The organism is Cellulophaga lytica DSM 7489 (genome assembly GCF_000190595.1).
GTDB lineage: Bacteria > Bacteroidota > Bacteroidia > Flavobacteriales > Flavobacteriaceae > Cellulophaga > Cellulophaga lytica.
On the sequence record NC_015167.1, the window covers coordinates 1,787,871 to 1,813,772 of the forward strand.

General features: G+C 33.0%; 19 protein-coding genes and 1 tRNA gene. 12 read left to right on the forward strand and 8 right to left on the reverse strand.

From position 1 onward, the window contains the following. Positions 1-202 precede the first annotated feature (202 nt). Complete coding sequence (locus CELLY_RS08080; protein WP_034644866.1) at positions 203-1,855, forward strand: solute:sodium symporter family transporter; 1,653 nt, start codon at positions 203-205, stop codon at positions 1,853-1,855. Positions 1,856-1,913: 58 nt separating this feature from the next. Here CELLY_RS08080 and CELLY_RS08085 read toward each other — a convergent pair whose 3' ends face one another. The 4 genes from CELLY_RS08085 to CELLY_RS08100 form a co-directional block, all read right to left on the reverse strand. Next, positions 1,914-3,014 carry a DUF4407 domain-containing protein gene (locus tag CELLY_RS08085; protein ID WP_013621178.1) on the reverse strand — a complete coding sequence of 367 codons (1,101 nt, stop codon included), beginning with the start codon at positions 3,012-3,014 and terminating at the stop codon, positions 1,914-1,916. A 118-nt stretch (positions 3,015-3,132) separates the two neighbouring features. Then, complete coding sequence (locus CELLY_RS16690; protein WP_051983462.1) at positions 3,133-5,250, reverse strand: M56 family metallopeptidase; 2,118 nt, start codon at positions 5,248-5,250, stop codon at positions 3,133-3,135. 2 nt (positions 5,251-5,252) lie between these two features. Beyond that, on the reverse strand, positions 5,253-5,618 hold the full coding sequence (locus CELLY_RS08095) for a BlaI/MecI/CopY family transcriptional regulator (protein ID WP_013621180.1): 366 nt from the start codon (positions 5,616-5,618) through the stop codon (positions 5,253-5,255). A 286-nt stretch (positions 5,619-5,904) separates the two neighbouring features. Continuing rightward, the gene (locus CELLY_RS08100; RefSeq protein ID WP_013621181.1) at positions 5,905-7,293 is read right to left on the reverse strand and encodes a dipeptidase; all 1,389 of its coding nucleotides are present in this window, start codon (positions 7,291-7,293) and stop codon (positions 5,905-5,907) included. Positions 7,294-7,412: 119 nt separating this feature from the next. On the opposite strand from CELLY_RS08100, the gene CELLY_RS08105 reads away from it, so the two are divergent. Continuing rightward, positions 7,413-7,494, forward strand: a tRNA-Leu gene (locus CELLY_RS08105). A 43-nt stretch (positions 7,495-7,537) separates the two neighbouring features. Here CELLY_RS08105 and CELLY_RS08110 read toward each other — a convergent pair. Further along, entirely contained in the window at positions 7,538-8,140 is a 603-nt protein-coding gene (locus CELLY_RS08110; protein ID WP_013621182.1) for an alpha-ketoglutarate-dependent dioxygenase AlkB family protein, read from the reverse strand. A 133-nt stretch (positions 8,141-8,273) separates the two neighbouring features. Between CELLY_RS08110 and CELLY_RS08115 the strand changes: the two genes are divergently transcribed. The 4 genes from CELLY_RS08115 to CELLY_RS08130 all read left to right on the forward strand — a co-directional run bounded on the left by CELLY_RS08115 (position 8,274) and on the right by CELLY_RS08130 (position 14,619). After that, a complete protein-coding gene (locus CELLY_RS08115; protein ID WP_013621183.1) occupies positions 8,274-8,675 on the forward strand; it encodes a hypothetical protein in 402 nt (133 codons plus the stop codon). A 154-nt stretch (positions 8,676-8,829) separates the two neighbouring features. Then, positions 8,830-9,912: an efflux RND transporter periplasmic adaptor subunit gene (locus CELLY_RS08120; RefSeq protein ID WP_013621184.1), complete on the forward strand. Its 1,083-nt coding sequence runs from the start codon at positions 8,830-8,832 to the stop codon at positions 9,910-9,912. Positions 9,913-9,935: 23 nt separating this feature from the next. Further along, entirely contained in the window at positions 9,936-13,178 is a 3,243-nt protein-coding gene (locus CELLY_RS08125; protein ID WP_013621185.1) for an efflux RND transporter permease subunit, read from the forward strand. Next, on the forward strand, positions 13,162-14,619 hold the full coding sequence (locus tag CELLY_RS08130) for a TolC family protein (RefSeq protein WP_013621186.1): 1,458 nt from the start codon (positions 13,162-13,164) through the stop codon (positions 14,617-14,619). Before CELLY_RS08125 ends, CELLY_RS08130 begins: the two co-directional genes overlap by 17 nt. A gap of 161 nt (positions 14,620-14,780) precedes the next feature. On the opposite strand, the gene CELLY_RS17290 is transcribed toward CELLY_RS08130, so the two are convergent. Both CELLY_RS17290 and CELLY_RS08135 read right to left on the reverse strand, forming a co-directional pair. Beyond that, complete coding sequence (locus CELLY_RS17290; RefSeq protein WP_013621187.1) at positions 14,781-14,906, reverse strand: hypothetical protein; 126 nt, start codon at positions 14,904-14,906, stop codon at positions 14,781-14,783. A gap of 98 nt (positions 14,907-15,004) precedes the next feature. Beyond that, on the reverse strand, positions 15,005-16,255 hold the full coding sequence (locus CELLY_RS08135) for a 3-deoxy-D-manno-octulosonic acid transferase (RefSeq protein WP_013621188.1): 1,251 nt from the start codon (positions 16,253-16,255) through the stop codon (positions 15,005-15,007). Between the two features lie 92 nt (positions 16,256-16,347). Between CELLY_RS08135 and CELLY_RS08140 the strand changes: the two genes are divergently transcribed. The 6 genes from CELLY_RS08140 to CELLY_RS08165 all read left to right on the forward strand — a co-directional run bounded on the left by CELLY_RS08140 (position 16,348) and on the right by CELLY_RS08165 (position 22,163). Beyond that, positions 16,348-17,502 (forward strand): DegT/DnrJ/EryC1/StrS family aminotransferase, encoded by a 1,155-nt coding sequence (locus CELLY_RS08140; RefSeq protein WP_042256824.1) that lies wholly within the window; start codon positions 16,348-16,350, stop codon positions 17,500-17,502. A gap of 16 nt (positions 17,503-17,518) precedes the next feature. After that, entirely contained in the window at positions 17,519-18,535 is a 1,017-nt protein-coding gene (gene galE / locus CELLY_RS08145; RefSeq protein ID WP_013621190.1) for a UDP-glucose 4-epimerase GalE, read from the forward strand. A gap of 77 nt (positions 18,536-18,612) precedes the next feature. Then, on the forward strand, positions 18,613-18,978 hold the full coding sequence (locus tag CELLY_RS08150; protein ID WP_013621191.1) for a hypothetical protein: 366 nt from the start codon (positions 18,613-18,615) through the stop codon (positions 18,976-18,978). A 111-nt stretch (positions 18,979-19,089) separates the two neighbouring features. Next, positions 19,090-20,520 (forward strand): sensor histidine kinase, encoded by a 1,431-nt coding sequence (locus tag CELLY_RS08155; RefSeq protein WP_013621192.1) that lies wholly within the window; start codon positions 19,090-19,092, stop codon positions 20,518-20,520. An 11-nt stretch (positions 20,521-20,531) separates the two neighbouring features. Then, positions 20,532-21,308: an enoyl-CoA hydratase/isomerase family protein gene (locus tag CELLY_RS08160; RefSeq protein ID WP_013621193.1), complete on the forward strand. Its 777-nt coding sequence runs from the start codon at positions 20,532-20,534 to the stop codon at positions 21,306-21,308. Between the two features lie 3 nt (positions 21,309-21,311). Beyond that, positions 21,312-22,163 (forward strand): hypothetical protein, encoded by an 852-nt coding sequence (locus CELLY_RS08165; protein WP_013621194.1) that lies wholly within the window; start codon positions 21,312-21,314, stop codon positions 22,161-22,163. 3 nt (positions 22,164-22,166) lie between these two features. Here the strand turns inward: CELLY_RS08165 and CELLY_RS08170 are convergent, their stop codons facing one another. Further along, on the reverse strand, positions 22,167-25,883 hold the full coding sequence (locus CELLY_RS08170) for a metallophosphoesterase (RefSeq protein WP_013621195.1): 3,717 nt from the start codon (positions 25,881-25,883) through the stop codon (positions 22,167-22,169). Between the last annotated feature and the right edge of the window lie 19 nt (positions 25,884-25,902).

Below are 25,902 nucleotides of genomic sequence, written 5' to 3' on the forward strand. Positions count from 1 at the left end.
TACTATTATTAATTGTTACGTGCTTTTAAAAAAAAGTATTTCTAAAATAGCAATAGTTTGGTAATTACATTAAAGTTTAAGTTAAACTACATCGTTTTCGGTTAAATTTATAACAAAAGATATATAAATGATGTCTGTGTTATTTTTTATACACAAATTATTCCAATATATTTATAAGCTTAAACCAAACTTATTTAGCACTATGTTATTAACATTACTGTCCTTTGTGGGCTTTACAGTTTTGGTGGCCGTTATATCTTATTTGGCTACAAGAAAAACTAATGAAAACTCTTCTGATGGATATTTTTTAGGAGGAAGGAGTTTAACTGCAGGTGTTATTGCTGGGTCTCTTTTACTAACAAACCTTTCTACAGAGCAACTAGTAGGTTTAAATTCTGATGCTTATACAGATGGTTTGTCTGTTATGGCTTGGGAAACGTTAGCAGCAATAGCAATAGTTATTACTGCTATTTTTTTATTACCAAGGTATTTAAAAGGTGGTTTAACAACCGTACCGCAGTTTTTAGCAGAACGTTTTGATGTTACTACAAAAACAATAACATCTGGTTTGTTTTTAACAGGTTACGTAGTTGTATTATTACCCGTAATTTTATACTCTGGTTCTGTTGCCATAAGCGGAATGTTTAATGTGCCAGAAAACCTAGGAATTAGTCACACTGCATCTATATGGTTATGTGTTTGGGGTATTGGTATTATTGGCGGTATTTACGCTGTATTTGGAGGCTTAAAAGCCGTTGTGGTATCAGATTCTATTAATGCAATAGGATTGTTAATTGGTGGTATTTTAATTCCTGTTTTTGGTTTAATGTATATAGGAGATGGTAGTATAATAGATGGCTTATCTATTTTAACTACAGAAAATCCAGAGAAATTTAACTCTATGGGTACTAAAACAGACTCAGTTCCTTTTTCTACAATTTTTACAGGGATGATGTTGGTTAACCTTTTTTATTGGGGAACAAACCAACAAATTATACAAAGAGCCTTAGGAGCCAAAAACTTAGCAGAAGGACAAAAAGGGCTATTACTAGCTTCTTTTATAAAAATATTAGGACCGTTAATTTTAGTTTTACCTGGTATAATAGCGTTTCATATTTTTGAAGGTAAAATAGATTCTTCTAGCGCATACCCTCTACTAGTTGGTAAAGTATTGCCAGATTATTTAGTTGGCTTTTTTGCAGCAGTATTGTTTGGTGCAATTTTAAGTTCATTTAATAGTGTTTTAAACAGTTCTGTAACCTTATTTGGCTTAGACATCTACAAACAACATATAAACCCAGAAGCTAGTGAAACTAAAGTTGTTAAAAACGGTAAAATATTTGGTATTGTATTGGCTTTAGCGGCAATGTTTATTGCGCCTTTTATAGCAAATGCAGGTAGTTTATTTGGTTATTTACAAGAAGTAAACGGTATTTATAGTATTCCAATTTTTTCTGTTATAATAATTGGCTTTTTAACTAAAAGAGTACCAGCTATTGCAGCAAAGGTTGGTATTATATCTGGATCTTTACTGTATATTATAAGTCAGTTTTTAATGAAACCATATTTTGTGAGCTCTGCTTTAGAGAAAGCAGAAGCAGCAGGAGTTACTAGTGCAGATGCATTAGCTGTAGTAGAAGCAGATGCATACCCACACTTTTTACACGTAATGGCTATTTTATGTGTAGTAAACTCTTTAATAATGTTGGCTATTGGTAAAATAAAACCAAGAGAAACTGCTTTTGAGCAAAAATATACAGAGCAAGTAGAAATTAAGCCTTACAAATACGTAAACCAAATAGGTATTGTTATTTGTTTAATAGTGGTAGCAATATACGTGTACTTTGCTAATTAAGTAATTGTACTTTAAAATATAAAGAGGTTAGTTTAGTAAAACTAGCCTCTTTTTTTTATTACAAGTTTTTAGCTTGTATGTTATGGAAAGCGTCAGTTTGTTGTTTTAACAACTTTTCTGCTTGTTGTTTTTTATAATTGTAAATTTCGTTTTCTTGTTCAATATCTTCATATACTTTTTTATTTATTGCCGCATCTGTTTGCATTAAAGTGTTACGCTGTTCTACTTTCTGTGTAACCCAGGTTTTAACAATACTTTCTTCTTCCTCTAACTTAAAATCGTACATTCCTTTAGGAGCTAATAATTTTGCAATTATAGGAGATGTTTCTATAGCTAAAAACAATAAAAATATAAAGAATGATGGTAGCCAAGGTAGCTTGTTTAAAGCCGTTATACGAGCCATTAAACCATCAAAACCATCAATAATGGGTTGTGAGTCTTTAACAGAGGCAGCATATGCTGTATCTAATGCCACTGCTTGCTCTTCTAGCGTAGTAATTTTTGCGGCATTGTTTTCTTTTAGCTTTTGTAATTCTTGTAAGGCAGCATCATGTTTTTGTCTTTTTTCTTCATAAACTGGTCCTTTACCTAGCAGTTTAGTACCTTCCCTTCCTTCTGCCTCGGCAATATAAGTGTTGTAAAGCGCATTTGTTTCTGCTTCTTTAGTTGTAATTTCTTGTTTTAATTTTTCTATAGATTGATGAATGACTTCCTTTTTAGGACTGTACTGTAATGCAATTTGTTCCTTGTTTGCAAGCGTTAAATCATTCTTTTGTTCTAATAAAACCTGATTGATTTCTTTTTCAAAAATCTTCATTTCTAAAGGTTTTGAAATAACAATGGCTATTATAACAGCTAAAACAATACGGGGTGTGGCCTGTAACAATTCACTTTTAAAATTGTCTCTTTTTTTAATGGTAGAAACAATAAAGCGGTCTAAATTAAAAATAAGTAAGCCCCAAACAAGTCCAAAAAAAACAGCGTAGTAAACATTATCAAAAACAGTATACAATGCATATGCACTGGCTATAAAAGCCATAACAGCAGTAAAAAATACAGTTGCGCCAATACCAGCGTATTTGTTTTGCTCACCGTTAGAGCAAGTTTCTAGTATAGCAGTGTCTGCTCCGGAGCAGAGTATAAAAAAACGTTTAATCATAAGTGTTCTTTTTTTTGATGATTGATGTACCTATAAGAACGCATTTTGCAATGATTTGTTACAAAAAAAGCCTCTAAATGAGGCTTTTTATTACTTTTTAAGACATTATTATGAATAATTAGTCCTTTATTGGTGGAGCAGGAGGTGGCGGTGGTGGTAATGGGGCTGCTCCTTTTTCTTTTTTAATTAAAGCGCTACATTTCTCATAGCTTTTCATTGTTTTCTTATACAACTTATTTAATTCTTCTCTGGTTCCTTTACCTTCTTTTCTGTATTCACCAACAGCAGAACCATATTCATAGGCATCTTTTTTAAAAGCAGCTCTGGCTTTTGCAAGTTCTTTAGAGTCTTGTTTGTTATTTGATGGAGGTAATGGTGGTGGAGGTGGAGGTGGTAATAATTTTTTATCATCTTCTGTTAACTCGCTTCTTTTTTTGTATTCTGTTTTGCCATTTCTAATTAGTATAACGTATGGTAAAATAGGTGCTTTTACTCTTTTTACTTTAGCTCTATCTTCTTTGCTTAAGCTAAAGTAGATGCTACCTAAAAGCGTAAAAAGATCATCAATTTTCTTTTTCTCAGCTTCTGATCTATGTATATAATGTGGTTCTTGTTTAGTTAAGGTTACATATGTGTTGTACTCTTTTTTATAGGTTTCTAAAGGATCTTGTTTTTCTTCTTTTATAACTAAACCTAAGTGTTCAGAATTTTTAACAGGGATACTTTCAGGGAAAACAATATTATATTTTTTTATTTCTTCTTTACTAAACTCAGCATAAAGTTTTTTTAATTGAACATTTTTTATTTCTAAATCATCGTTAGAAATTTCGCTATTTTTTTTAAATGAATGTAACTCACTATTATACTTTTGTAGTATGCTATTATATGTATTTACATCTGCCTTAACATACGTATTAGTAAAGCCTTGTTTGGTAAATAAATTTACTTGGTGTTCTTGCGGAAACTTTGCGCTACGTGCATTTTTGTATACGTAGCTATTGTTAAAATGTACAATATCTGATGCCGAATACTTGTTTAATACAGAATTAGGAACGTGTTTATTATCTATCCAAATAGCAAAGTTTTCTTTGTTTTTCCAAGAATTAAACTCCGATTGCGTTGGTGCTTTTTTTGTAGTATTTTTTAAATCTACGCTAGGGAATTTTAGAATTGTTTTATGGTCTGTAACGGTTGCACGTTGTTCATTGGTCATTAGATCATAAATGGCAATTATACGCTGATAGTACGTCATATCTATTACTTTCTTCTTTGCATTGTTGTATTTTTTGAAAAATGTACGATATTCTTGCATCATTTTCTCTGAGGCACCTTTACCTGCATTTTTATTCGCGTGTGAGGCTTGAGTGTCTACTAAAATTTCTTCTGTTTTTTGGTTGCTAAAACTGTAAAAAAGCAATGCTGCTAAAGGAATAAGTAGCAAGCTTCTTAATACAACCGACCGTTTTGAGGTTCTTTTTTTCATAACTGTAAATCGTTTTTTGATTGATGAATAATTAATTGAATTTGCCATATATGGCTCTGTTACATTTGATGAAAATGCGAGTAAAATTTTTCTGTAGCTAACAGTGTCCGCACCCTGATTTAGGACAGCTTGATCTGCTAAAAATTCGTGATTTAATTTAATAGCGTGTTTTATAAAATAGATAAGCGGATTAAACCAGAATACAACTTGTAAAACCTCTATAAGTAATACGTCTATAGAGTGTTTTTGCTTTGCATGTGTAATTTCATGCAGCAACACTTCTTTTGGTATTTGTTTTTGTTGATGAGCTTTTTTATTTAAAAATATATAACTTAAAAAAGTATGGGGTGTAGTTTTCTCAGTTAACAGTACATTAGTATGGTTCTCTAGTCTTTGCTTAGGATTTTGCTTTATTTTTAAAAATAGGTTAGTGCTATTTTTAATAAATTTTATGCTAAAAATTAAAACACCCAAGCCGTAAATACTCCAAATTAGGTAGGACCAGTAATTGGTAGGTTCTACAATAGTTTCTGTAGTGTTTATGTTGCCATACTCCAATGGTGTTTTATAAATTGCTATTGGTACTTGCATGTATGTTGTAAACGTTATTAGTGGTATACCAAAACTTAAAACTAAAGCAGCTAGTAAGTAAAAACGTTTAAACTTGTGCATATTTTGCCCTTCTAAAAATAGTTTGTAAAAAAGGAATAAAGTTGCTAAACAAGCTGTAGATTTTAATAGGTACATAAGCATAACTATTTATTTTTTAGTTCTTGGTCTATTAGCTCTCTTAAATGTGCCAACTCTTCTTTTGTTATGTTGGTTTCTTTAGTAAAGAACGATGCAAATTGCGATGCACTATCATTAAAAAAGTTTTTTATTAAGCCGTTTACGTGTTTAGAGAAATAGGCTTTCTTTTTTACGAGCGGATAATATTCTCTGGATTTACCGTATAGATTGTAGGCTACAAAATTTTTGTCTGCCATACGTTTTAACATTGTAGCCACAGTAGTGGTTGCAGGTTTAGGATCTGAATACTGATCTAGCAAATCTTTTAAAAATGCTTTTTCTAATTTCCAGAGGTGGTTCATTAATTCTTCTTCTGATTTTGACAACTGCATAATTCTACATATTTAGAATGTTCTCTACAAACGTAGAACAAAAAAATGAATTCTACAAGTGTAGAGTCAAATTATTTTTTGTGAATGTTTTAAAATGAGTGCATTATGGTGTATTTGTAAGGTGCTAACATTTTTTTGCGTTAAGGATAGTAGTGAAAAGCCCACAGCGTAGCGAGGACTTGTAGCGTATAGCCTGCCCGTAGGAACGCCCTAATATAATTGCTTGCATAAAAAAAGTCCGTTTTAATTAAAAAACGAACTTTTAAATTGTGTTATGTATGTGATATTAAGAACTCATATCTGTAAAATTCTTGTAGAAATAAGGAATAGTTTCTATACCTTTTAGGTAGTTCCAAATTCCAAAATGCTCATTAGGTGAGTGTATTGCGTCACTATCTAACCCAAAGCCCATTAATATGGTTTTGCTTTGTAGCTCTTGCTCAAATAATGAGACAATTGGTATACTACCACCGCTACGTTGTGGTATTGGTGTTTTGCCAAAAGTAGTTTCGTATGCCTTAGATGCTGCTTTATAACCAACACTGTCTATAGGTGTTACGTAACCTTGTCCGCCATGATGTGGGTTTACTTTTACTGTTACACCTTGTGGTGCTATGCTTGTAAAGTGCTTAGAGAACAATTCTGTTATGTTTTCCCAGTCTTGGTTTGGTACCAAACGCATAGATATTTTTGCGTAAGCTTTGCTTGCTATTACGGTTTTTGCACCTTCGCCAGTGTAACCACCCCAAATACCATTTACGTCTAGAGTAGGGCGTATAGAGTTACGCTCGTTAGTGGTGTATCCTTTTTCTCCGTAAACAGCATTTATATCTAATGCTTTTTTATAGTTTTCTAAACTAAAAGGAGCTTTTGCCATTTCTGCGCGTTCTTCTGCAGATAATTCTTCTACGTTGTCATAAAAACCAGGAATGGTAATATGGTTGTTCTCGTCATGTAAAGACGAAATCATTTTTGTTAGTATATTTATTGGGTTGGCAACAGCGCCACCGTATAAACCAGAGTGTAAATCTCTGTTAGGGCCTGTAACTTCTACTTCTACATAGCTTAAACCTCTTAAGCCTGTTGTTATAGATGGTACGTCTTTGGCAATCATACCAGTGTCACTAATTAAAATAACATCGTTTTTAAGTTTTTCTCTGTTTTCTTTTACAAATGTAGATAGGCTAACGCTACCAACTTCTTCTTCACCTTCTATCATGAACTTTACGTTACAAGGTAGTTGGTTGGTACTTACCATAAATTCTAAGGCTTTTACGTGCATGTACATTTGCCCTTTGTCATCACAAGCACCACGAGCAAAAATTGCACCTTCTGGGTGTAGGTCTGTTTTTTTAATTACAGGCTCGTATGGTGGTGAGTCCCATAGGTTAATTGGGTCTGCTGGTTGCACGTCATAATGACCATAAACTAATACCGTTGGTAAATCTTTATTTATTATTTTTTCTCCGTAAACAATAGGGAAACCTTGAGTTTCACAAATTTCTACGGTATCACAACCTGCTTTTACTAAAGCATCTTTAACAGCATCTGCAGTTGTAAGTACATCATGCGCATAAGCAGGGTCTGCACTAACAGATGGTATTTTTAGAAGTTCTATAAGTTCATTTAATAATCTGTCTTTATTACTATCTATAAAGCTTTTTACGTCTTGCATAATATGTTTTTGATAAAGTATAAATGTACAAAAAAAAGAAGTTTTTATAATTAAGTATTTCAAAATTGATTTTTTGCATTATATTTGCAACCCAATTGGCAAAATTGCTACTTGAAAATGCAGGCGTGGTGGAATTGGTAGACACGCTAGACTTAGGATCTAGTGCCGCGAGGTGTGAGAGTTCGAGTCTCTCCGCCTGTACAAATAAAAAGCCTTTCAGGAAACTGAAAGGCTTTTTTTTATGTTAATTCTCTATTGTTCTAAACGTTAAGTTTATTCTGGGTGTACTTACTTTTTTTGTTGGTGGTAGTCTGTGTAACCAGTTTTTTTGAGTAGTACCTGTCATTACCAATAAACTTCCTCTGTCTAAATTAATATCTATTTTTTGCTTGTTCTCTTTATGTTTAAAACTAAACTTACGTTCTGCCCCAAAACTTAAAGACCCTATTGCCCCGTTTTCTTTTAAATCTTTTTCACCGTCACTATGCCAAGCCATACCTTCTTCTCCTGAGTGGTATAAGTTTAACAAGCAAGAGTTAAATGTTTCTCCGGTTTTTTCCTCTACTATTTTTTTTAGTTCTAGTAGCTCTTTTGTCCACGGTAGGGCTGTTTTGGTAATTTTAGAGTAGGTGTAACTAAATGGGTTGGTTGCATACCAAGCTACTTTGCGTTTAGTAGTTATGGTTTTTCCAAAAATAACAGCTTTATCATTCTCCCATTGTATATTGTTAAATAAATAACTGTAGTACTCTTGAGCTTTACTGGTTGGCATTATTGCTCCGTAATAATACACTTCGCCATCAAAAGGAAGTATATTTTTTTGTATGTCTGTGTTAAATAAATCCATTTATAATCATAAAAATAATCAATCAATTTTTAATTGGTTGTAATGTGCCTATTTAAAAATAAATAAACCTTTAACGTTTATTAACAGTAAAATTTTGTCCAGTAAATATCTGTCGCATTATTTTGCATTCTGTATGACAGTATCACTAAAAAATAAGACTGCTCTTTTATTAGCATTGTGTTTTACAATGTTGGGTAGCTTATACGCTAATGTTTCATTAGAAAATAGTGGTACTTTACAGCAAACAACCAATACAGATTCTGTTACTAAGCAAATAGAGAATGTAGGTTTGTCTGTACTAAATAAACACAGTCATTTTGCAACAGAGCTAACAGAGGCAAATGAAGAAGAAGTAACAGAAAATGTTACGCCTAAAAAATTAAGTAATAACAATGGCAATTTTAAAGTTGCCTTTTTTTCTGCTCAAATTTTAGGTTTACCATCTACACTACTTACTAAAACACATTATTTATTACACACCAATTTAGGGAGTGTTTTAAAAATTTATATAAAGTACCAAGTACTACTTATATAGAAAACCAATAAAGCAGTAGCCACTTACTAATACTGCTTACACACCACACCATTATTTATTTTGTCTAAGGACATAGCGGTAATATACGTATAGTTTTCTGTGCGTTTTTGCCACACGTATTAACAATCAATTATTTTAAAAAATCAATCGTATTATGAGGAGAACTTCTACACTCATAGGCCTATTGCTTGTGCTTTGTTTTGCCAGCTGTGAGTCTAAAAAAGAAGAAAAAAAAGAGGAATCTAAATTTCTTGTTACCAATCCTGTTAAAGAAGACACCATTATTAAAAAAGACTACGTATGCCAAATACACTCTATTAGGCATATAGAAATACGTGCTTTAGAAAAAGGGTATTTAAAACATATTTCTATAGATGAGGGGCAGTTTGTAAAAAAAGGTCAAAAGCTTTTTAATATAATGCCAAACGTGTATCAGGCAGATTTGCAAAAAGCAAAAGCTGAAGCAGAAGTAGCAGAAATAGAATACAAAAACACAAAACTACTAGCAGATAGTAATGTGGTTTCTGCAAATGAATTAGCAATGTCTAAAGCAGAATATGATAAAGCTAAAGCAGAGGTGTTTTTAACACAAACCCATTTAAGTTTTACAGATATTAGAGCTCCTTTTGATGGTATTGTAGATCATTTAGAAGCTAGAGAAGGTAGTCTTTTAGATGAAGGAGAAAAATTAACCACACTGTCAGATAACAGTAAAATGTGGGTATACTTTAATGTGCCAGAGGCAGAGTATTTAGACTACATTACAAATACGGGTAAAGCAAGAGCTAAACAAGTAGAGTTGGTTATGGCAAACAATAAAATGTTTAACCAAACAGGTATAGTAGAAACTATAGAGGGTGAGTTTAATAACCAAACTGGTAACATTGCGTTTAGAGCAACCTTTCCTAATCCAGATAAAATATTAAGACACGGTGAAACTGGTAGTGTACTTATGTCTGTTCCATATGATGACGCCTTACTAATACCACAAAAAGCAACTTTTGAAATTTTAGATAAAACTTACGTGTATGTTATAGATGCTAATAGTGAGGTTAAGCAAAGAGAAATAGAAATTGAAGCTACCTTACCTAACTTATTTATTGTTAGCAAAGGCCTTTCTACTAAAGATAAAATACTGCTAGAAGGGTTGCGTATGGTAAAAAATAACGAAAAAATACATACCAAGTTTTTAGAACCAAATACGGTACTAAAAGAACTAGACCTGTATGCAGAATAATTACAAAATAGAACTATAAAAATATGTTTAGTAAATTTATAAAAAGGCCTGTGTTGGCTATTGTAATTTCTGTAATTATTATTTTTACAGGACTGTTAGCAATAAACCAATTGCCTATATCCCAGTTTCCGCAAATAGCACCTACAACTGTAAATATTTTTATTGCTTACCCTGGTGCCAGTGCAGATGTGTTGGTAAAATCTACCTTAATACCTTTAGAGACTTCTATAAACGGTGTACAAGGTATGCGTTATATAGCTTCTGATGCTACAAGTGCCGGTGAAGGAACTTTACGTGTAATTTTTGAGCCTGGTACAGACCCCAATGAGGCTGTTGTTAAAATAAAAACACGTGTAGATCAAGTAATGCCTTTGTTGCCAGAATTGGTACAGCGTGAAGGTGTAATTATTACTCCCGTACAACCTAGTATGCTTATGTACGTTAACTTGTACAGTAATAAAAAACATACAGACGAAAAGTTTCTTTACAACTATGCTTACACCAAAATGGTGCCAGAAATACAACGTATAGATGGTATTGCAAGTGCTAAAATTTTAGGTAGCCGTAAGTACGCTATGCGTGTTTGGCTAAAACCAGATCGTATGCGTGCATACAATGTTTCTGCAGAAGAGGTTTTAAAAGCAATGGAAGACCAAAGTATTTTGGCCAGACCAGGTAGAATTGGTAGAAGTTCTGGTAAAAAATCACAAGCGTTAGAATATACATTGGTATACCAAAATAGGTATAGTGAGCCAGATCAATACAAAGACATCATTATTAAGGCTAATGAAGAAGGAGAAATTTTAACGCTAAAAGACATTGCTGATGTAGAGTTAGGAAGTGAGTTTTTTGATATCTACTCTAATTTAGATGGTAAGCCATCTGCATCTATTGTATTAAAGCAAACCTTTGGTAGTAACGGGAGTGATGTAATAGACGCAGTTAAAGATAAACTGAAAGAGCTTAAAGAAGATTTACCTCCTGGTATAGACTATAAAATTAGTTATGATGTTTCTAATTTTTTAGATGCATCTATAGAACAAGTATTACATACGCTTAGAGATGCATTTATTCTTGTAGCTATTGTAGTGTTCTTGTTTTTGGGAGATTGGAGGTCAACTTTAATTCCAATTATAGCCGTGCCAGTATCACTTATTGGTGCATTTTTTATTATGCAACTATTTGGGTTGTCTATAAACTTAATAACCCTATTTGCACTGGTATTGGCAATTGGTATTGTGGTAGATGATGCTATAGTTGTGGTAGAAGCCGTACACGCAAAAATGGAAGAAGAACATTTAACACCTTACAAGGCTGTTAAAAGTGTTGTTGGAGAAATTGGTGGTGCTATTATAGCAATTACATTGGTAATGGTTTCGGTTTTTGTTCCTATTTCTTTTATGACAGGTCCGGTTGGTGTGTTTTACCGTCAGTTTTCTATAACAATGGCTGGTTCAATAGTTATTTCTGCATTAGTTGCTTTAACATTAACGCCAGTACTTTGTGCAATGTTATTAAAGCACAATGATGGTAAAAGAAAAAAATCGGCAGTAGATAAGTTTATAGATTGGTTTAACAGAGGCTTTGAACGACTTACAGGTAGCTATGTAAAAATTTTAAATAAAATTGTAGCTCGTAGAATTTTAACTTTTGGCGTCTTGGCAATATTTTGCGCAGGTATCGTTTATACCAGTAAAATTTTGCCTGCTGGTTTTATACCTAATGAAGATCAAGGGATGATTTATGCCATTATACAAACTCCTCCAGGCTCTACATTAGAACGCACAAATGAAGTTGCCAGAAAACTACAAGCCATATGTGAAGAAACAGAGGGTGTACAATCTGTTTCATCATTAGCAGGTTATGAAATAATGACAGAGGGTCGTGGTTCTAATGCTGGTACGTGTTTAATAAACTTAAAACCTTGGTCAGAGCGCCACCATTCTGTTCATGAAATAATGGAAGAACTAGAGGAAGAAACCAAAAATTTAGGTGCAGTTATAGAGTATTTTGAGCCGCCTGCAGTCCCTGGTTTCGGTTCTTCTGGTGGTTTTTCTATGCGTTTGTTAGATAAAACTAATGGTACAGACTATCATGAGTTCGAGAAAATAAACAACAACTTTATGGAAGCTTTAGGAAAGCGTAAGGAGTTAAGTGGCTTGTTTACTTTTTATGCAGCTAATTATCCGCAATATAAACTTAAAATAGACAATAAAGCAGCTATGCAAAAAGGGGTGTCTATTGGTGCGGCTATGGAAAACTTAAACATTTTAATTGGTAGTACTTATGAGCAAGGATTTATACGTTTTGGAAGATTTTTTAAAGTATATACCCAAGCAGCACCAGAGTACAGAGGTTTGCCTTCTGATTTAGAAAAGCTTTTTGTAAAGAGTGAAGAAGGTAAAATGGTACCGTATTCTGCTTTTATGAAGATTGAAAAAGCACTTGGTCCTAATGAAATTACTAGGTACAATTTATACAATTCTGCTGCAATTAGGGGGCTGCCGGCTCCTGGTTATACTAGTGGCGATGCTATAAAAGCAATACAAGAAGTAGCAAAAGAATCTTTACCACATGGTTATGATGTTGCGTGGGAAGGATTGTCTTATGATGAGGCACGCAGAGGTAACGAGTCTATCTACATTTTTGCAATTGTATTAGTGTTTGTATACTTAGTGTTGGCAGCACAGTATGAAAGCTTTTTACTGCCTTTAGCCGTAATACTATCATTACCTGTAGGTATTTTTGGTTCGTTCTTTTTATTAAAAATAATGGGACTTTCTAATGATGTTTATGCACAAATTGGTATGATTATGTTGGTTGGTTTGTTAGGTAAAAACGGAGTGTTAATTGTGGAGTTTGCGGTTCAAAAAAGAAATCAAGGTTCTACAATACTAGAAGCAGCTATAGAAGGTGCAAAAGCACGTTTTAGACCTATTTTAATGACATCCTTTGCATTTATTGCAGGGTTAATACCACTAATTATTGCTACAGGAGCAGGAGCAATAGGAAATAAAACTATAGGCGGTTCTTCTTTAGGAGGAATGCTTTTAGGGACTTTATTTGGTGTATTAATAATACCTGGTTTGTATTACATTTTTGCAAAAATGGCAGATGGGCGTAGTCTTATTAAGGATGAAGATACAGTGCCTGCTTCTGAAGAGTTTATGCGAGCTAGTGAAAGTAAAAGCGGAATGAAGGCTCGTATGGAGAAAATAAATCAACTTTTGAAAAAATTAATAGCTAAAAATGAAGATAATAAATAAATATAAAACTGTGCTTAGGCATAAAAAAGCCTATCTAGTTTGTGTTATTTGTGTGTTTGCTTTTTATTCTTGTGTTCCTACAAGAGAAATAAAAAATGAAAATACAACAGTGCCAACTGTATATAATAACGCAACTACAGACACTGTAAATTCTGCTGTTATGAAATGGGATCAGTATTTTTCTGATCCTCATTTAAAAGCAATTATAGATACGGCCTTAGTTAATAACCAAGAATTAAATATTATGCTACAAGAAGTACAGGTGGCTAAAAATGAAATTATGGTTAGAAAAGGTGAGTATTTACCATTTGTAAACATACAGGCAGGAGCAGAGGTAGAAAAAGTTGGGCGTTATACCAGTCAAGGTGCTAATGATGCTAATACAGATATTAAAGAAGGAGAAGAATTTCCAGAGCCTTTACCTAATTATCAGGTAGCAGCAGTTGCGTCATGGGAGTTAGATGTTTGGAAAAAACTAAGGAACTCTAAAAAAGCTGCTGTGTTAGAGTATTTAGCAAGTGAAGAAGGTAAAAACTTTATGGTTACCAATTTGGTTTCAGAAATTGCATCTTCTTATTATGAGCTTTTAGCTCTAGATAATCAGCTTAAAATAATAGACCAGAATATAGCTATTCAAAAAAATGTGCTAGAAATTGTTAAACTGCAAAAACAAGCTGCTAGGGCAACAGAGTTAGGTGTAAAGCGTTTTGAAGCTGAGGTTTTAAAAAACCAAAGTTCTAGATACCAAATACAACAACAGATTACCGAGGCAGAAAATAAAATTTGTTTTTTAATGGGTTCTTATCCTAAACATATTAAAAGAACCACAACAGATTTTGTAGAAATTACTACTACTCCAGTACACGCAGGTATACCAAGCCAGTTACTACAAAATAGACCAGATATTAAGCGTGCAGAGTATGAGTTGGCTGCTAATAAATTGAATATAAAAGTAGCCAAAGCCAATTTTTATCCATCAATAGGTATTAAAGCAGGTGTGGGGTTAGAGGCTTTTAAACCTAAGTTTTTAACAAAAACGCCAGAGTCTGTACTTTATAATGTTGTTGGTGATGTGATTGCACCACTTATAAACCGTAATGCTATTAAGGCAGCATATAAAAATGCAAATAAAAGGCAAATTAAAGCGGTATACGAGTATGAGAAGGCTATTTTAAATGGTTATATAGAAACCACAAACCAATTGTCTAATATAAAAAATCTTAAAAAAAGTTTTGATGTTAAACAGCAAGAAGTAAATGCGTTAACAGAGTCTATTGCAATTTCTAACAAGCTATTTAGATCTGCTAGAGCAGATTATATGGAGGTGTTATTAACACAGCGTGATGCTTTAGAGGCAAAAATAGAACTTGTAGAAACCAAAAAAGAGCAGTTGCTAGCGCATGTAAACATATACCACGCTTTAGGCGGTGGTTGGAATTAGTTTTTTTAATTGTTATGTTTTTTAAGTTAGTTGTTAAAGTTTTTTAGTTCTCTACTTTTTCAACGAAAAAGCCCTTCAGAAATGAAGGGCTTTTTATATAATCTATAGCGTTTTAAAGCTAAATTCAAAAACAAGACGTGGGGAAAGTGCTTTTGTCCTTTTTACAAGACGCCTACGGCAGCCAAAATTAAGCATCCTACAACGGCAATTAATATTGCAATAAGTACAACAACCATTGCGCCTAGGAAACTATTTAAGACCTTTGTACCAACAGTTAATTCTTTCATAATCTCAATAGTTTCTAGTAATTTACAAATTAAAATCGACTTTAACAATTTTAGTCACTGTAAATCAAGTTGTTATATGAGTTGTAAAAACTGTTGTATTACTTGTTTACAAGTAAAGTGCCAATGTAACTTGCTATTTTGTTTGTAGCTCCAATATTTTGAGCAACGTAATTTTTATTTATTTCTGCAGTGCTATTGTAGTGTTCTTTTTTAGAAATTAACAGATCTAAAACACTCGTAAACTCGTTTTGGTTTGCGGCGGGTAAAACTCCTTTTAGTTGTACTAAATCTTCAGCTTCTTTAAAGCCTTTGTAAATTGGGCCAATTAGTATAGGAACTCCAAACACGGCAGGTTCTAAAGTGTTGTGTAAGCCGCCTTTTGTAAAACCACCACCTATATAAGCTATGTGAGCATAACTGTATACTTTGGTTAAAATTCCAATAGTATCAATAATTAAAACATCAAAATCAGAAATATCATTATTGTTTATTTCTGAAAATAAAACTACTTTTTTGTGTATGCTATTTTTTAACTCTTCTATTTGGTCTGTAATAATATTATGCGGAGCAATAACAAATTTTATATTTTTTGCAGAGGTATTATTTATGTAATCTATTAAAAATAAATGTCCTTTTGGCCAAGTACTACCAGCTACTACGCAAGTTTTGTTTTGTGTAAAGTTGGTCATAAAATCTAACTCATTGTTTTGCTCTAGTATTTTAGATACGCGGTCAAACCTTGTATCACCACTAACAGTGCAATTGTTAAAACCAATACTTTTAAGTAAGTTTTTAGAGTTAGAGTCTTGCACAAAAAAATGTGTAAATGCAGTTAAGCTTTTGCGCATAAAACTACCATACCATTTAAAAAATAGTTGTTCTTTTTTAAAGTAGGCAGAAACTAAAAGAGTTGGTATTTGTTTTTCTTTTAAAATTTTAAGGTGGTTAGGCCATATCTCATATTTTACAAAAACGGCAAGCTTAGGATTTACAGCTTTTATAAATTTTTTAGCATTTTTTAAAGTGTCTAATGGCATATAAACAATAGCATTAGCAATGTTGTCATCTTTTTTGACTTGGTAGCCAGAAGGAGAAAAAAATGTAACAACAAACTTGTAGGTAGGGTAATTTTTTTTAAGTTTTTCTATAACAGGCAAACCTTGTTCATACTCACCTAAAGAGGCTGTGTGTACCCAAATAACATCATCTTTTACAGAAATGTTTTTGCTTAGGGTGTTGTAAATATTTTTACGGCCCTGCACAAAGAGTTTTATTTTAGGGTTAAAATTTGCAATTATTTTAACCAAAAGAGCGGCAATGTGTACTACAATGTTATATAAAAGATGCACCTAATGTTTATTTGTCGTAAAAATACGTTTCTTTCATTAATTTCATTGTTGCCCATTGGTATTTTTGTAAATTTACCTTTCAAATTAAGGCAATGAAAAAAATTCAGATGGTAGACCTTAAAGGTCAATACCAAGATATAAAAGAGCAAGTAAACACTTCTATAGCTCAGATATTAGAAACATCAGCATTTATTAACGGTCCAGAGGTACACGCACTACAAAAAGAAATGGAAGAGTATTTGGGTGTTAAGCATATGATACCTTGCGCAAATGGGACAGATGCTTTGCAAATTGCAATGATGGGTCTTGGTTTACAGCCTGGAGATGAGGTTATTACTGCAGATTTTACCTTTGCAGCTACTGTTGAGGTTATTGCATTATTACAATTAACGCCTGTTTTGGTAGATGTTGAGCCAGATACGTTTAACATAAACCCAGCTGCTATAGAAAAGGCTATAACACCAAAAACTAAAGCTATTGTTCCTGTATATTTATTTGGACAATGTGCAAATATGGATGCCATTTTAGAAATTGCAGAAAAGCATAATTTATTTGTTATAGAAGACAATGCACAAGCAATAGGTGCAAGTTATATTTCTAAAGAAGGAAGCAAGAAAAAAGCGGGCACAATGGGTCACGTTTCAGCAACATCGTTTTTTCCTTCAAAAAATTTAGGAGCTTACGGAGATGGTGGAGCTATTTTTACAAATGATGATGCATTAGCGCACACATTAAGAGGCGTTGTAAATCACGGAATGTATGAGCGTTACCACCATGATGTGGTAGGAGTAAACTCTAGGTTAGACTCTATACAGGCGGCAGTTTTAAGAGCTAAACTACCTAATTTAGATACTTATAACCAAAAGCGTAGAGCAGCTGCATTAAAATATTCTATGGCTTTGGCTAACCATAAAGATATTATTACGCCAAAAATGGATGTGTGTTGTTCGGCAGACACTTGTGTTTGTGATTGTCACGTATTTCATCAATATACTTTACAAATAAAAAACAACGACAGAGATGCACTTGTAAAGCATTTACAATCTAAAGATATTCCGTGTGGTGTGTACTATCCAATTCCTTTACACTTGCAAAAGGCATATAAAGATAGCAGGTATAATGAGTCTGATTTTCCTGTTACAAACCAACTGGTAAAAGAAGTTATTTCTTTACCAATGCATACCGAGTTAGATGATGAGCAAATAACCTACATTACAGACGCAGTTTTAGAGTTTTTAAATAACTAACCAAATATAGAAATAGATGAAAATATTAGTAACAGGCGGATTAGGTTTTATTGGTTCGCACACTGTGGTAGAATTACAGAATAAAGGCTTTGAAGTCGTAATTATTGATGATTTATCTAATTCTTCAGAAAAAGTATTGGATGGTATTGTGGCTATAACTGGCACAAAGCCAACTTTTGAAAAATTTGATCTTAAAGAAAAGTCTAAAGTTCAAGATTTTTTTAAACGTCACTCTAATATTGCTGGTGTTATACATTTTGCAGCTTCTAAAGCTGTAGGAGAAAGTGTAGAAAAACCATTATTGTATTATGAAAACAATATAGGAACATTGGTGTATTTACTACAAGAGTTGTCTGCTTTGCAAAAAGCTAATTTTATTTTTAGTTCTTCATGTACTGTATATGGGCAAGCAGACATTATGCCAATTACAGAAAATGCACCAGTAAAAGAAGCAGAGTCTCCTTATGGCAATACCAAGCAAATGGGCGAAGAAATTATTAGAGACACGTGTAAAGTTGTACCGGCATTAAATGCAATAGCATTGCGCTACTTTAACCCAATGGGTGCACACCCAAGTGCAGAAATTGGAGAATTACCAATAGGAGTGCCACAAAATTTAGTACCTTTTATAACACAAACAGGTGTTGGTTTAAGAGAGCAATTGTCTGTTTTTGGTGGAGATTATCCTACGCCAGATGGCACTTGTATTAGAGACTATATACACGTTGTAGACTTAGCTAAGGCACACGTAGTAGCTTTAGAACGTTTAATTGGCGGTAATAATAGTGCAAACTATGAAGTTTTTAACGTAGGCACAGGTACTGGAAGTTCTGTTTTAGAAGCAATAAAAAGCTTTGAGCGTGTGTCTGGTAAAAAATTAAATTATAAAATTGTAGATCGTAGACCAGGAGATATTACAACTGCCTACGCAGATACTACAAAGGCAAATACCGTTTTAGGCTGGAAAGCAGAGTCTACATTAGATGATGCTATGAAATCTGCCTGGGATTGGGAGCAAAAAATTAGAAAATAATTAAAGCTTAATGTTAAAAGTAATAAAGTATGGTTTGGGTGTAAACCATACTTTATTTTTTTGCGTACATAAAAGAGATGACATTTAACTACCCAAATACCAAAACTCTTTTAAGCTCTGTAACGAGCCAAAACCTATATGGTAATTTGGTAACTCAATTACAAAAAGACTTTAGTTTAGCTAACATAGACTTTAATCTGCTTCAAGAAAATAAAACAATTTCTCCAGAAGAGCTTGCCACTGCCCTACGCGAAAAAATTTACCAACTGCTTTTAGAACGTTTTACAGAGTACTTAAACCTGTTGTATGTTATAGACATTCCAGAGCAAACCCTAAAGCAAATACAAGTTACAGATGCAGTGGAAGTAGCAGACCAAGTAGCATTTTTAATCTTAAAAAGAGAATGGCAAAAAGTGTGGTACAAAAAGCAATACTCTAGCTAATTAATACTAGGTTTTAAGCAATTAAGTTTGGCGTAATAATTGCTATATTTGAGGGTAAATAATAAACTCTTGTTTAAAAAATTATCACTTAGGTCACGTATTTTTATTACCATGATGTTTTTGGTGCTTATGGCATCAATACTAATTGCTGGTGTAACTATTTATCAATACAGAGAACAATCTAAAGAATATAACCAAGACCGTTTAGAGCGTAAAGAAGCACAGATAAAGGAAAGTGTTAATCTTACAATAAGAAAAACCTCTTTTGAGCGTATTACAGAAAAATTGCATTTAATTTTTAAGGACGAGATTTTTGAAATTGCAGAAATTCAGAATGTAAATTTTAGTATTTATGATCTAGAGGGAGAATTAATTATAGACTCCCATCCTTTACTTAATAAAACATCTGTAACAACTTGTTTAGATGCTATTGTTCTTCAAAAATTAAAAACTAGTGATAATCAGCGTTACGTAGAAGAAGTTAGTCATATTGAAAAAATATCTAACGAAGAGAAAATATTTAGATCCTCTTACACTTTTATAAAGGATTTAAAATTTAGAGATATTGGTATTTTAAAGCTAGAGTATGTAGAGGATACCTCTTTTGAAGATAAAGAGCTGCCAGAGTTTTTGCTAAGACTAGGTTTGGTTTACATAGTAATGTTTATAATTGCTATTGTGTTGGCTTACTTTACATCTAAATACATAACAAGGTCTTTACAAACAATTTCAGATAAGCTTAATAAAACTGATTTAAGCATTAGAAATCCAAAAATATTAATAGATAATCCTAGTGAAGAAATAGGGCGCTTAGTAGATGCTTATAACGGAATGATTGATGAGTTAGAGCAAAGTGCTGTAAAATTAGCTAAAAGCGAAAGGGAGCAAGCCTGGAGAGAAATGGCAAAACAAGTGGCTCATGAAATAAAAAACCCGCTTACTCCTATGCGTTTAAGTGTGCAGAGTTTTGAGCGTAAGTTTAACCCAAATGACCCAGACATAAAAGAGAAACTTACAGAGTATTCTAAAACGTTAATTCAGCAAATAGATACTATGAGTAGTATAGCCTCTGCTTTTTCTAATTTTGCGCAAATGCCAGCACAACAAAACGAGACGTTAAACGTAGTTAAAATTGTTAAATTAGCTGTAGATATCTTTAATGAAAGTTATATTCACTTTATAGCAGAAGAAGAGAGTATTGTGGCAAAATTAGACCGGACACAGTTGGTGCGTGTGGTTACCAATTTGGTTAAAAATGCAATGCAAGCACTACCAGAAGTAGAAAACCCTAAGGTATTGGTAACTGTAGCATCAGATGGTGATTTTGTAAAAATATCTGTAGCAGACAACGGTGTGGGTATTGCAGATGAATTTAAAGATAAAATTTTTGAGCCTAAGTTTACAACTAAAACTAGTGGTATGGGATTAGGATTAGGAATGGTAAAAAATATTGTAGAAACCTATAAAGGGAACATTACATTTACTTCTCAGCCACAAAAAGGGACAGTTTTTGTAGTGCGTTTTCCCAAAGAAAATAATTAAAACTAACAAATATGAATTTTGAAACTATTTTAGTAGAACAGCAAAATAGCACTGCAATTGTAACTATAAACAGACCAAAAAAGCTAAATGCTTTAAACAAGGCTACTATTTTAGAATTGCATAAAGCTTTTGCAAATTTAGAAGCAGATAAAAGTGTTAAAGCAATTATATTAACGGGTAGTGGTGATAAGGCTTTTGTTGCTGGTGCAGATATCTCTGAGTTTGCTAATTTTTCTGAAGAAGAAGGAGCCAGATTAGCACGTAAAGGACAAGATGAACTTTTTAATTTAGTAGAAAACTTAGGAACTCCTGTAATTGCGGCTGTAAATGGTTTTGCATTAGGTGGCGGATTAGAGCTGTCTATGGCTTGCCATTTTAGAGTAGCTAGTGATAATGCAAAAATGGGCTTGCCAGAAGTGTCTTTAGGAGTAATACCTGGTTACGGTGGTACACAACGTTTACCGCAATTAGTTGGTAAGGGTAGAGCAATGGAATTAATAATGACAGCAGGAATGATTTCTGCAGATAAAGCATTAGACTACGGGTTGGTAAATTATGTGGTAACACAAGAAGAATTATTGCCACTTTGCCATAAACTAATAGGTAAAATTACAAACAATTCTTCTGTAGCAATTTCTGCAGCTATTAAAGCAGTTAATGCTGGTTTTACTAAAGATGGTTATGATGTAGAAATTGAAGCCTTTGGTGCTTGCTTTGGAACAGAAGATTTTAAAGAGGGTACTACTGCATTTTTAGAGAAAAGAAAAGCAAATTTTCCAGGAGCATAGTGTATGAAAAAATACTTAGGATTAAGTTATTTATTGCTTTTAGTTGGCTGTAGTAATTACGGACAATTAAAAGTAATAGCAAATATACCTGAAGAATTTAAAGAAGTATCTGGGCTTGTGTCTACAGCGCAAAATAGTGTTTGGCTTATTGAAGATAAGGGAAATAAAGATGAACTTTATAAAATTGACTCTAAAGGCAATTGGCTAAAAACACTTAAGGTTAAAAACGGCAAAAATCACGACTGGGAAGATCTAAGTAAAGATAAAGCTGGCAATGTTTACATAGGAGACTTTGGAAATAATAGTAGTGATAGAGATGATCTAGAAATTTTAAAAGTACCTAATCCTGATAATGAAAAGGGAGATGATATTGAAGCAGAAAAAATAGAGTTTAGTTATCCAGAACAGACAGATTTTTCTCCTAAGAAAAAGGAATTATTGTATGATGCAGAATCTCTTTTTTATTGGAAAAACAGCCTTTATATAATTACTAAAAATAGAGCTAAACCATTTACTGGTGAAGCACTTATTTATAAAGTTCCTGCAACTAAAGGCAAGTATAAGGCAGAGTTAGTTGGTAGTTTTATGGCGGGTACAGATGAACGTACCAGCCGAATTACATCTGCGGCAATCTCTCCAGATGAAAAAACTATAGTGCTTATTAGTAATGGTATGCTTTGGAGTTTTACAAATTTTAAAGCAGACAACTTTACACAGGGTACTGTTAAAACCATAGATTTGGGAGTAAGAACCCAGTTAGAGTCTGTTTGTTTTATTACAAATAATACCTTGTATTTAGCAGATGAATATCATAAAAAAACAGGCGGAAACCTATATATTTATACATTAAACTAGGGTTTAAAATCCAAACCCTAGTCCAAATGTAAATCTTGGTCCTTCGTCTGCATAAAATAAGGCAACTCTGGCAGAAATAACATCTGCACCATTTAAAAAGATACCGCCACCATATGATGTTTTCCACTCGTCAGAATCCTCTGTTGGCAACCATATACGTCCATAATCAAAGCCAGAATATACACCTAATGATAATGGTATAATATTGGTTTTCATTTTTCTAAGACTATAGCGTATATCTGTATTTTGGTAATATGCTTTTTTACCAGTAAAACGTTGGTTTCTGTAACCTCTTAATCCGTCTATACCACCAATACTTGCTCCTTGGTAAAACTCATAATCATCTCCTATGTTAAAATGGGCTTTCCATTTTGTAGCTAAAACTAACCTTCCGTTTGGTACTAGTTTATAATCAAAAGCAAGACTAGGAATTATGTATGCATAATTTTGACTGTCATTAACTAGAGACTGCTTGTAACCAGCTTTTATCATTGTAGACATACCCATTGTTGGAAAAGCATTGTTATCCTTATTTTCATAAGTGTAAGTTGCATCTGCACCTAAAAATGTGTTGCGTACATCTTCATTATTTGCTACATAAAAAGTATTTATAAACCTGTCTTCTGTTTCTTCTACCTCTATTGTTTCTAGTAATAGACCAGCTTTAAATTTACCTCCTAATTGTCCGTTAAATACAATAGATGGTGCAACCTTAATTTGCTCTAGTTTTACCCTGTTGTAATCCATACCAAGGTCATCATCACTATTTGTTGTATTGTTTCCATAGCCAAAAAAGTTTACACTAAAATTAGGGCTTGTAAACCTTGTGTCTACTTCAAAATTCCAGTTGCCAAAAATATTAGCAAATTCTCCAGTATATCCAAAATCAAAACCTTGCGTTGCAAAGTAAAAAGAAGCATTAAATGTGTGTTTTTCTGTAAAAGGATTTAGCCTAAAACCGTTGTATGTATAGGTGTTAGTAAAGCCTATTTTAACACCATCATCTGGGTTAAAACCAATTGTTGGTATAATTTGGTTTACACTATTGCGTATTGCTAATGGGTTATACACATTTGTGTTGTAATCATTTGTAAGTTTTATTCTTGCATTGTTATCTGCCTTAAAAGTGTTCTTTTTAGACTTGTAATCATAAACAATGGTATTTTTACCGTTTGTTAGGTTGTAAATATCATTGTTTTGTCCGCCAATAATTCTAATTTTAATTTGACTTTGGTTAGCTCCATAGTCTTCAAAATAATCATCATCATCTAAGCCATAAACCCATATTTCTTTAGTAATATCACTACTAAAAGTTTTGTCAAAAAATAGCTTTTCTTTTTCTCCCTTAATGTTACGGTAGGCTTTTATTTGTACTTCTTTTTTATTTAGATGATTAATCTCAAACCAATCATCTTTATCTGTACCAGAAACTACAGCAAATTTGTTTAAAATTCGGTGGTATTCTTTAGCATACTCTTTTACGTGAGCTATACGAGACAGTAATATTTTTTTTAGTTTTGGTAAAGACTCATCTTGTATTTCTACAGGGAAATCTTTAAAAGATTTATCTATTATATCTGCAGTTAAATTTTGTTGTATGTATGTAGCTTCTGCAATCCAATCTTCTAATTTTGTTTCGCTTAATAGGGCAATGTCTAACACGTAAGTTTTAGGTGAAGAGTTAAACCCGCGTACACTTCTTATTTCTTCATTAAACCCTTCCATTAAGCGCAAAGAGGGTACAATTCTGGTAGCCAAACTCATTAATGGTCCGTCTCCCATATTAGAAAACACTTGATCTCTGTCTCTAGGAACGGGTTTGTAAATTATTTTATTTTTTTCTTTGTTTTCTGCCCAACGCCACTGGTCTGTATGTCTGTCCCAATCTCCAATAACCATATCAAAAAGTCGGGCTCTAAGGTACATTTTATCATCTACGGCATATTTTTCATCATCACGCAAATCTTCAAGCATACTATCTGTGCTTTTAAGTTCATTAGCATAACCAAAACTTTTAAGATTTCCGTGGTTATCGCCAGCATGTTCTTCAAACATATATAATTCATCTCCATAATTTACATTAAAATCTCCTAAAGCTTTTTGTTTAGGGATGTAGTACAATCTAGGATTTGTATGATAAATATTTATAGCATCAGATAATTTAGATACAATGTATGGAGCGTAAGGATGAGACCCAGTGTAAAAATCCATAAGTAATTTTTCTATAGCAGTATCTTCAAACTCACCAACTACGTATTGGTCTTTAAAAGCCATAGATTGTAAGTATAATTCTGCACTTTTACGCATAGATCGCATAACATATTCTTTGCCATCTTTATCTGCTAAACGTAAAGATTTAGACTGGTGTCCGCCACCGGCTCTTACAGGTGTTAGGCCACCATAAATTGTGTCTAAGCTTAATGTGGGTACAGTTACAGGGGTGCCGTAGTATTTACGGTAACGATCTCCCCAAACAAAATTGTGAAATCCTGTTTTGGTAATTTCTTCTTGTGTGTATATGGATGCTGTTGTTGTTGCCGGAAAACTATCGGGTAATTTTTTTGTAAATAGTTTTTTGTCTTCAGGTAAAACTTCGGAAGTAAAAAGAAATTTTTCGTTATTATCTTGGTCTAAGCCATAAAAACGTACTCTAGAAGAGCCATCTTTATAAATTTCTAATGTTGCATACCCTTTTTCTCCAGTAGAAAATTTGCTGCCATTAATAAGTCTAGTTTCACCACTTTTTGCACCAGCGCCACTAACAATTTGCGGAGTGTTTTCTTCTACAATGTATTGTAAAGAATGTTCATGCCCAGAAACAAATATTACTTTGTTAGAGTATTGTGCAAGTGTAACAACGCGGTTGCGTAGTTCTCTGTATCTTTTGCCTTGTAAATCTTCTGAAGACGGACCAGCAGTTTTTCTAAGTAAATTTAAAAAAGTACCAACAATAGGTAATGGGCCTACACCAGATTTAGGGTAAAAGTGTTTTTTAAAAGAGTATTGTCCGCCATGAGAACCATAGCTAAACATTGGGTGGTGCATTGCAATAACTGTAGTTTTTTGCTTGTTTTTAGATATTAAACTCTCTAGCTCTATTAAAAACTTTTCTCTACTTTTAATATCACACTTATCATTAATGTCTGGCCTTTTATTCCAATTGGTTAAGTACCATTCTGTGTCTATAGCTATAATTATAAGATTTTCATTTACTTCTATAGTTTCTAATGGGCAGCCATCTTCAGGAAAAAAAACATCTTTGCTGTCTAGGGCTTCTTGTATGTAATCTTGCTCTCTTTCTAAGCCAACCAAACCTTCTGTATACCAATCATGGTTACCAGGTATAAATAATGGTTTTCCTTTGTAATTTTTTAAAGTGTTTAATTGTGCATCTAAATGACTTTTTGCAATTAAATAAGCTTGTGTAGAATCTTTAGGGTCTGGCATTCCTGCAGGGTAAATGTTATCTCCTAAAAATAAAACGGTACTATTTTTTGGGGCCTTTTCAATTCTTTTTTTAAATGATTTTAACACAGGGTTCATTCCGTTTATAGGAGATTTACCTGCATCACCAATTAAATAAAACGTATGTTCTATATCTTTATTAGTAGTAGTATCTTTGGCTTGTTCTGTATTTGTGTATTTTGCCTTTTGTGTAGCACAATTAGTAAGGATTAAAATACATAACGACCAACAATATTTTCTAATGGAAGTATTCATAAAGATTAAATTTTGTAAT

Bases quoted from the DNA above. Each gene is read 5' to 3' on its own strand.
- CELLY_RS08120 (WP_013621184.1), top strand. From the start codon at position 8,830: ATGAGGAGAACTTCTACACTCATAGGCCTATTGCTTGTGCTTTGTTTT.
- CELLY_RS08160 (WP_013621193.1), top strand. From the start codon at position 20,532: ATGAATTTTGAAACTATTTTAGTAGAACAGCAAAATAGCACTGCAATT.
- CELLY_RS08125 (WP_013621185.1), top strand. From the start codon at position 9,936: ATGTTTAGTAAATTTATAAAAAGGCCTGTGTTGGCTATTGTAATTTCT.
- CELLY_RS08140 (WP_042256824.1), top strand. From the start codon at position 16,348: ATGAAAAAAATTCAGATGGTAGACCTTAAAGGTCAATACCAAGATATA.
- CELLY_RS08080 (WP_034644866.1), top strand. From the start codon at position 203: ATGTTATTAACATTACTGTCCTTTGTGGGCTTTACAGTTTTGGTGGCC.
- CELLY_RS08095 (WP_013621180.1), bottom strand. From the start codon at position 5,618: ATGCAGTTGTCAAAATCAGAAGAAGAATTAATGAACCACCTCTGGAAA.
- galE (WP_013621190.1), top strand. From the start codon at position 17,519: ATGAAAATATTAGTAACAGGCGGATTAGGTTTTATTGGTTCGCACACT.
- CELLY_RS08100 (WP_013621181.1), bottom strand. From the start codon at position 7,293: ATGCAAGACGTAAAAAGCTTTATAGATAGTAATAAAGACAGATTATTA.
- CELLY_RS16690 (WP_051983462.1), bottom strand. From the start codon at position 5,250: ATGCTTATGTACCTATTAAAATCTACAGCTTGTTTAGCAACTTTATTC.
- CELLY_RS08085 (WP_013621178.1), bottom strand. From the start codon at position 3,014: ATGATTAAACGTTTTTTTATACTCTGCTCCGGAGCAGACACTGCTATA.
- CELLY_RS08115 (WP_013621183.1), top strand. From the start codon at position 8,274: ATGACAGTATCACTAAAAAATAAGACTGCTCTTTTATTAGCATTGTGT.
- CELLY_RS08110 (WP_013621182.1), bottom strand. From the start codon at position 8,140: ATGGATTTATTTAACACAGACATACAAAAAAATATACTTCCTTTTGAT.
- CELLY_RS08165 (WP_013621194.1), top strand. From the start codon at position 21,312: ATGAAAAAATACTTAGGATTAAGTTATTTATTGCTTTTAGTTGGCTGT.
- CELLY_RS08170 (WP_013621195.1), bottom strand. From the start codon at position 25,883: ATGAATACTTCCATTAGAAAATATTGTTGGTCGTTATGTATTTTAATC.
- CELLY_RS08130 (WP_013621186.1), top strand. From the start codon at position 13,162: ATGAAGATAATAAATAAATATAAAACTGTGCTTAGGCATAAAAAAGCC.
- CELLY_RS08150 (WP_013621191.1), top strand. From the start codon at position 18,613: ATGACATTTAACTACCCAAATACCAAAACTCTTTTAAGCTCTGTAACG.
- CELLY_RS08155 (WP_013621192.1), top strand. From the start codon at position 19,090: ATGATGTTTTTGGTGCTTATGGCATCAATACTAATTGCTGGTGTAACT.
- CELLY_RS17290 (WP_013621187.1), bottom strand. From the start codon at position 14,906: ATGAAAGAATTAACTGTTGGTACAAAGGTCTTAAATAGTTTCCTAGGC.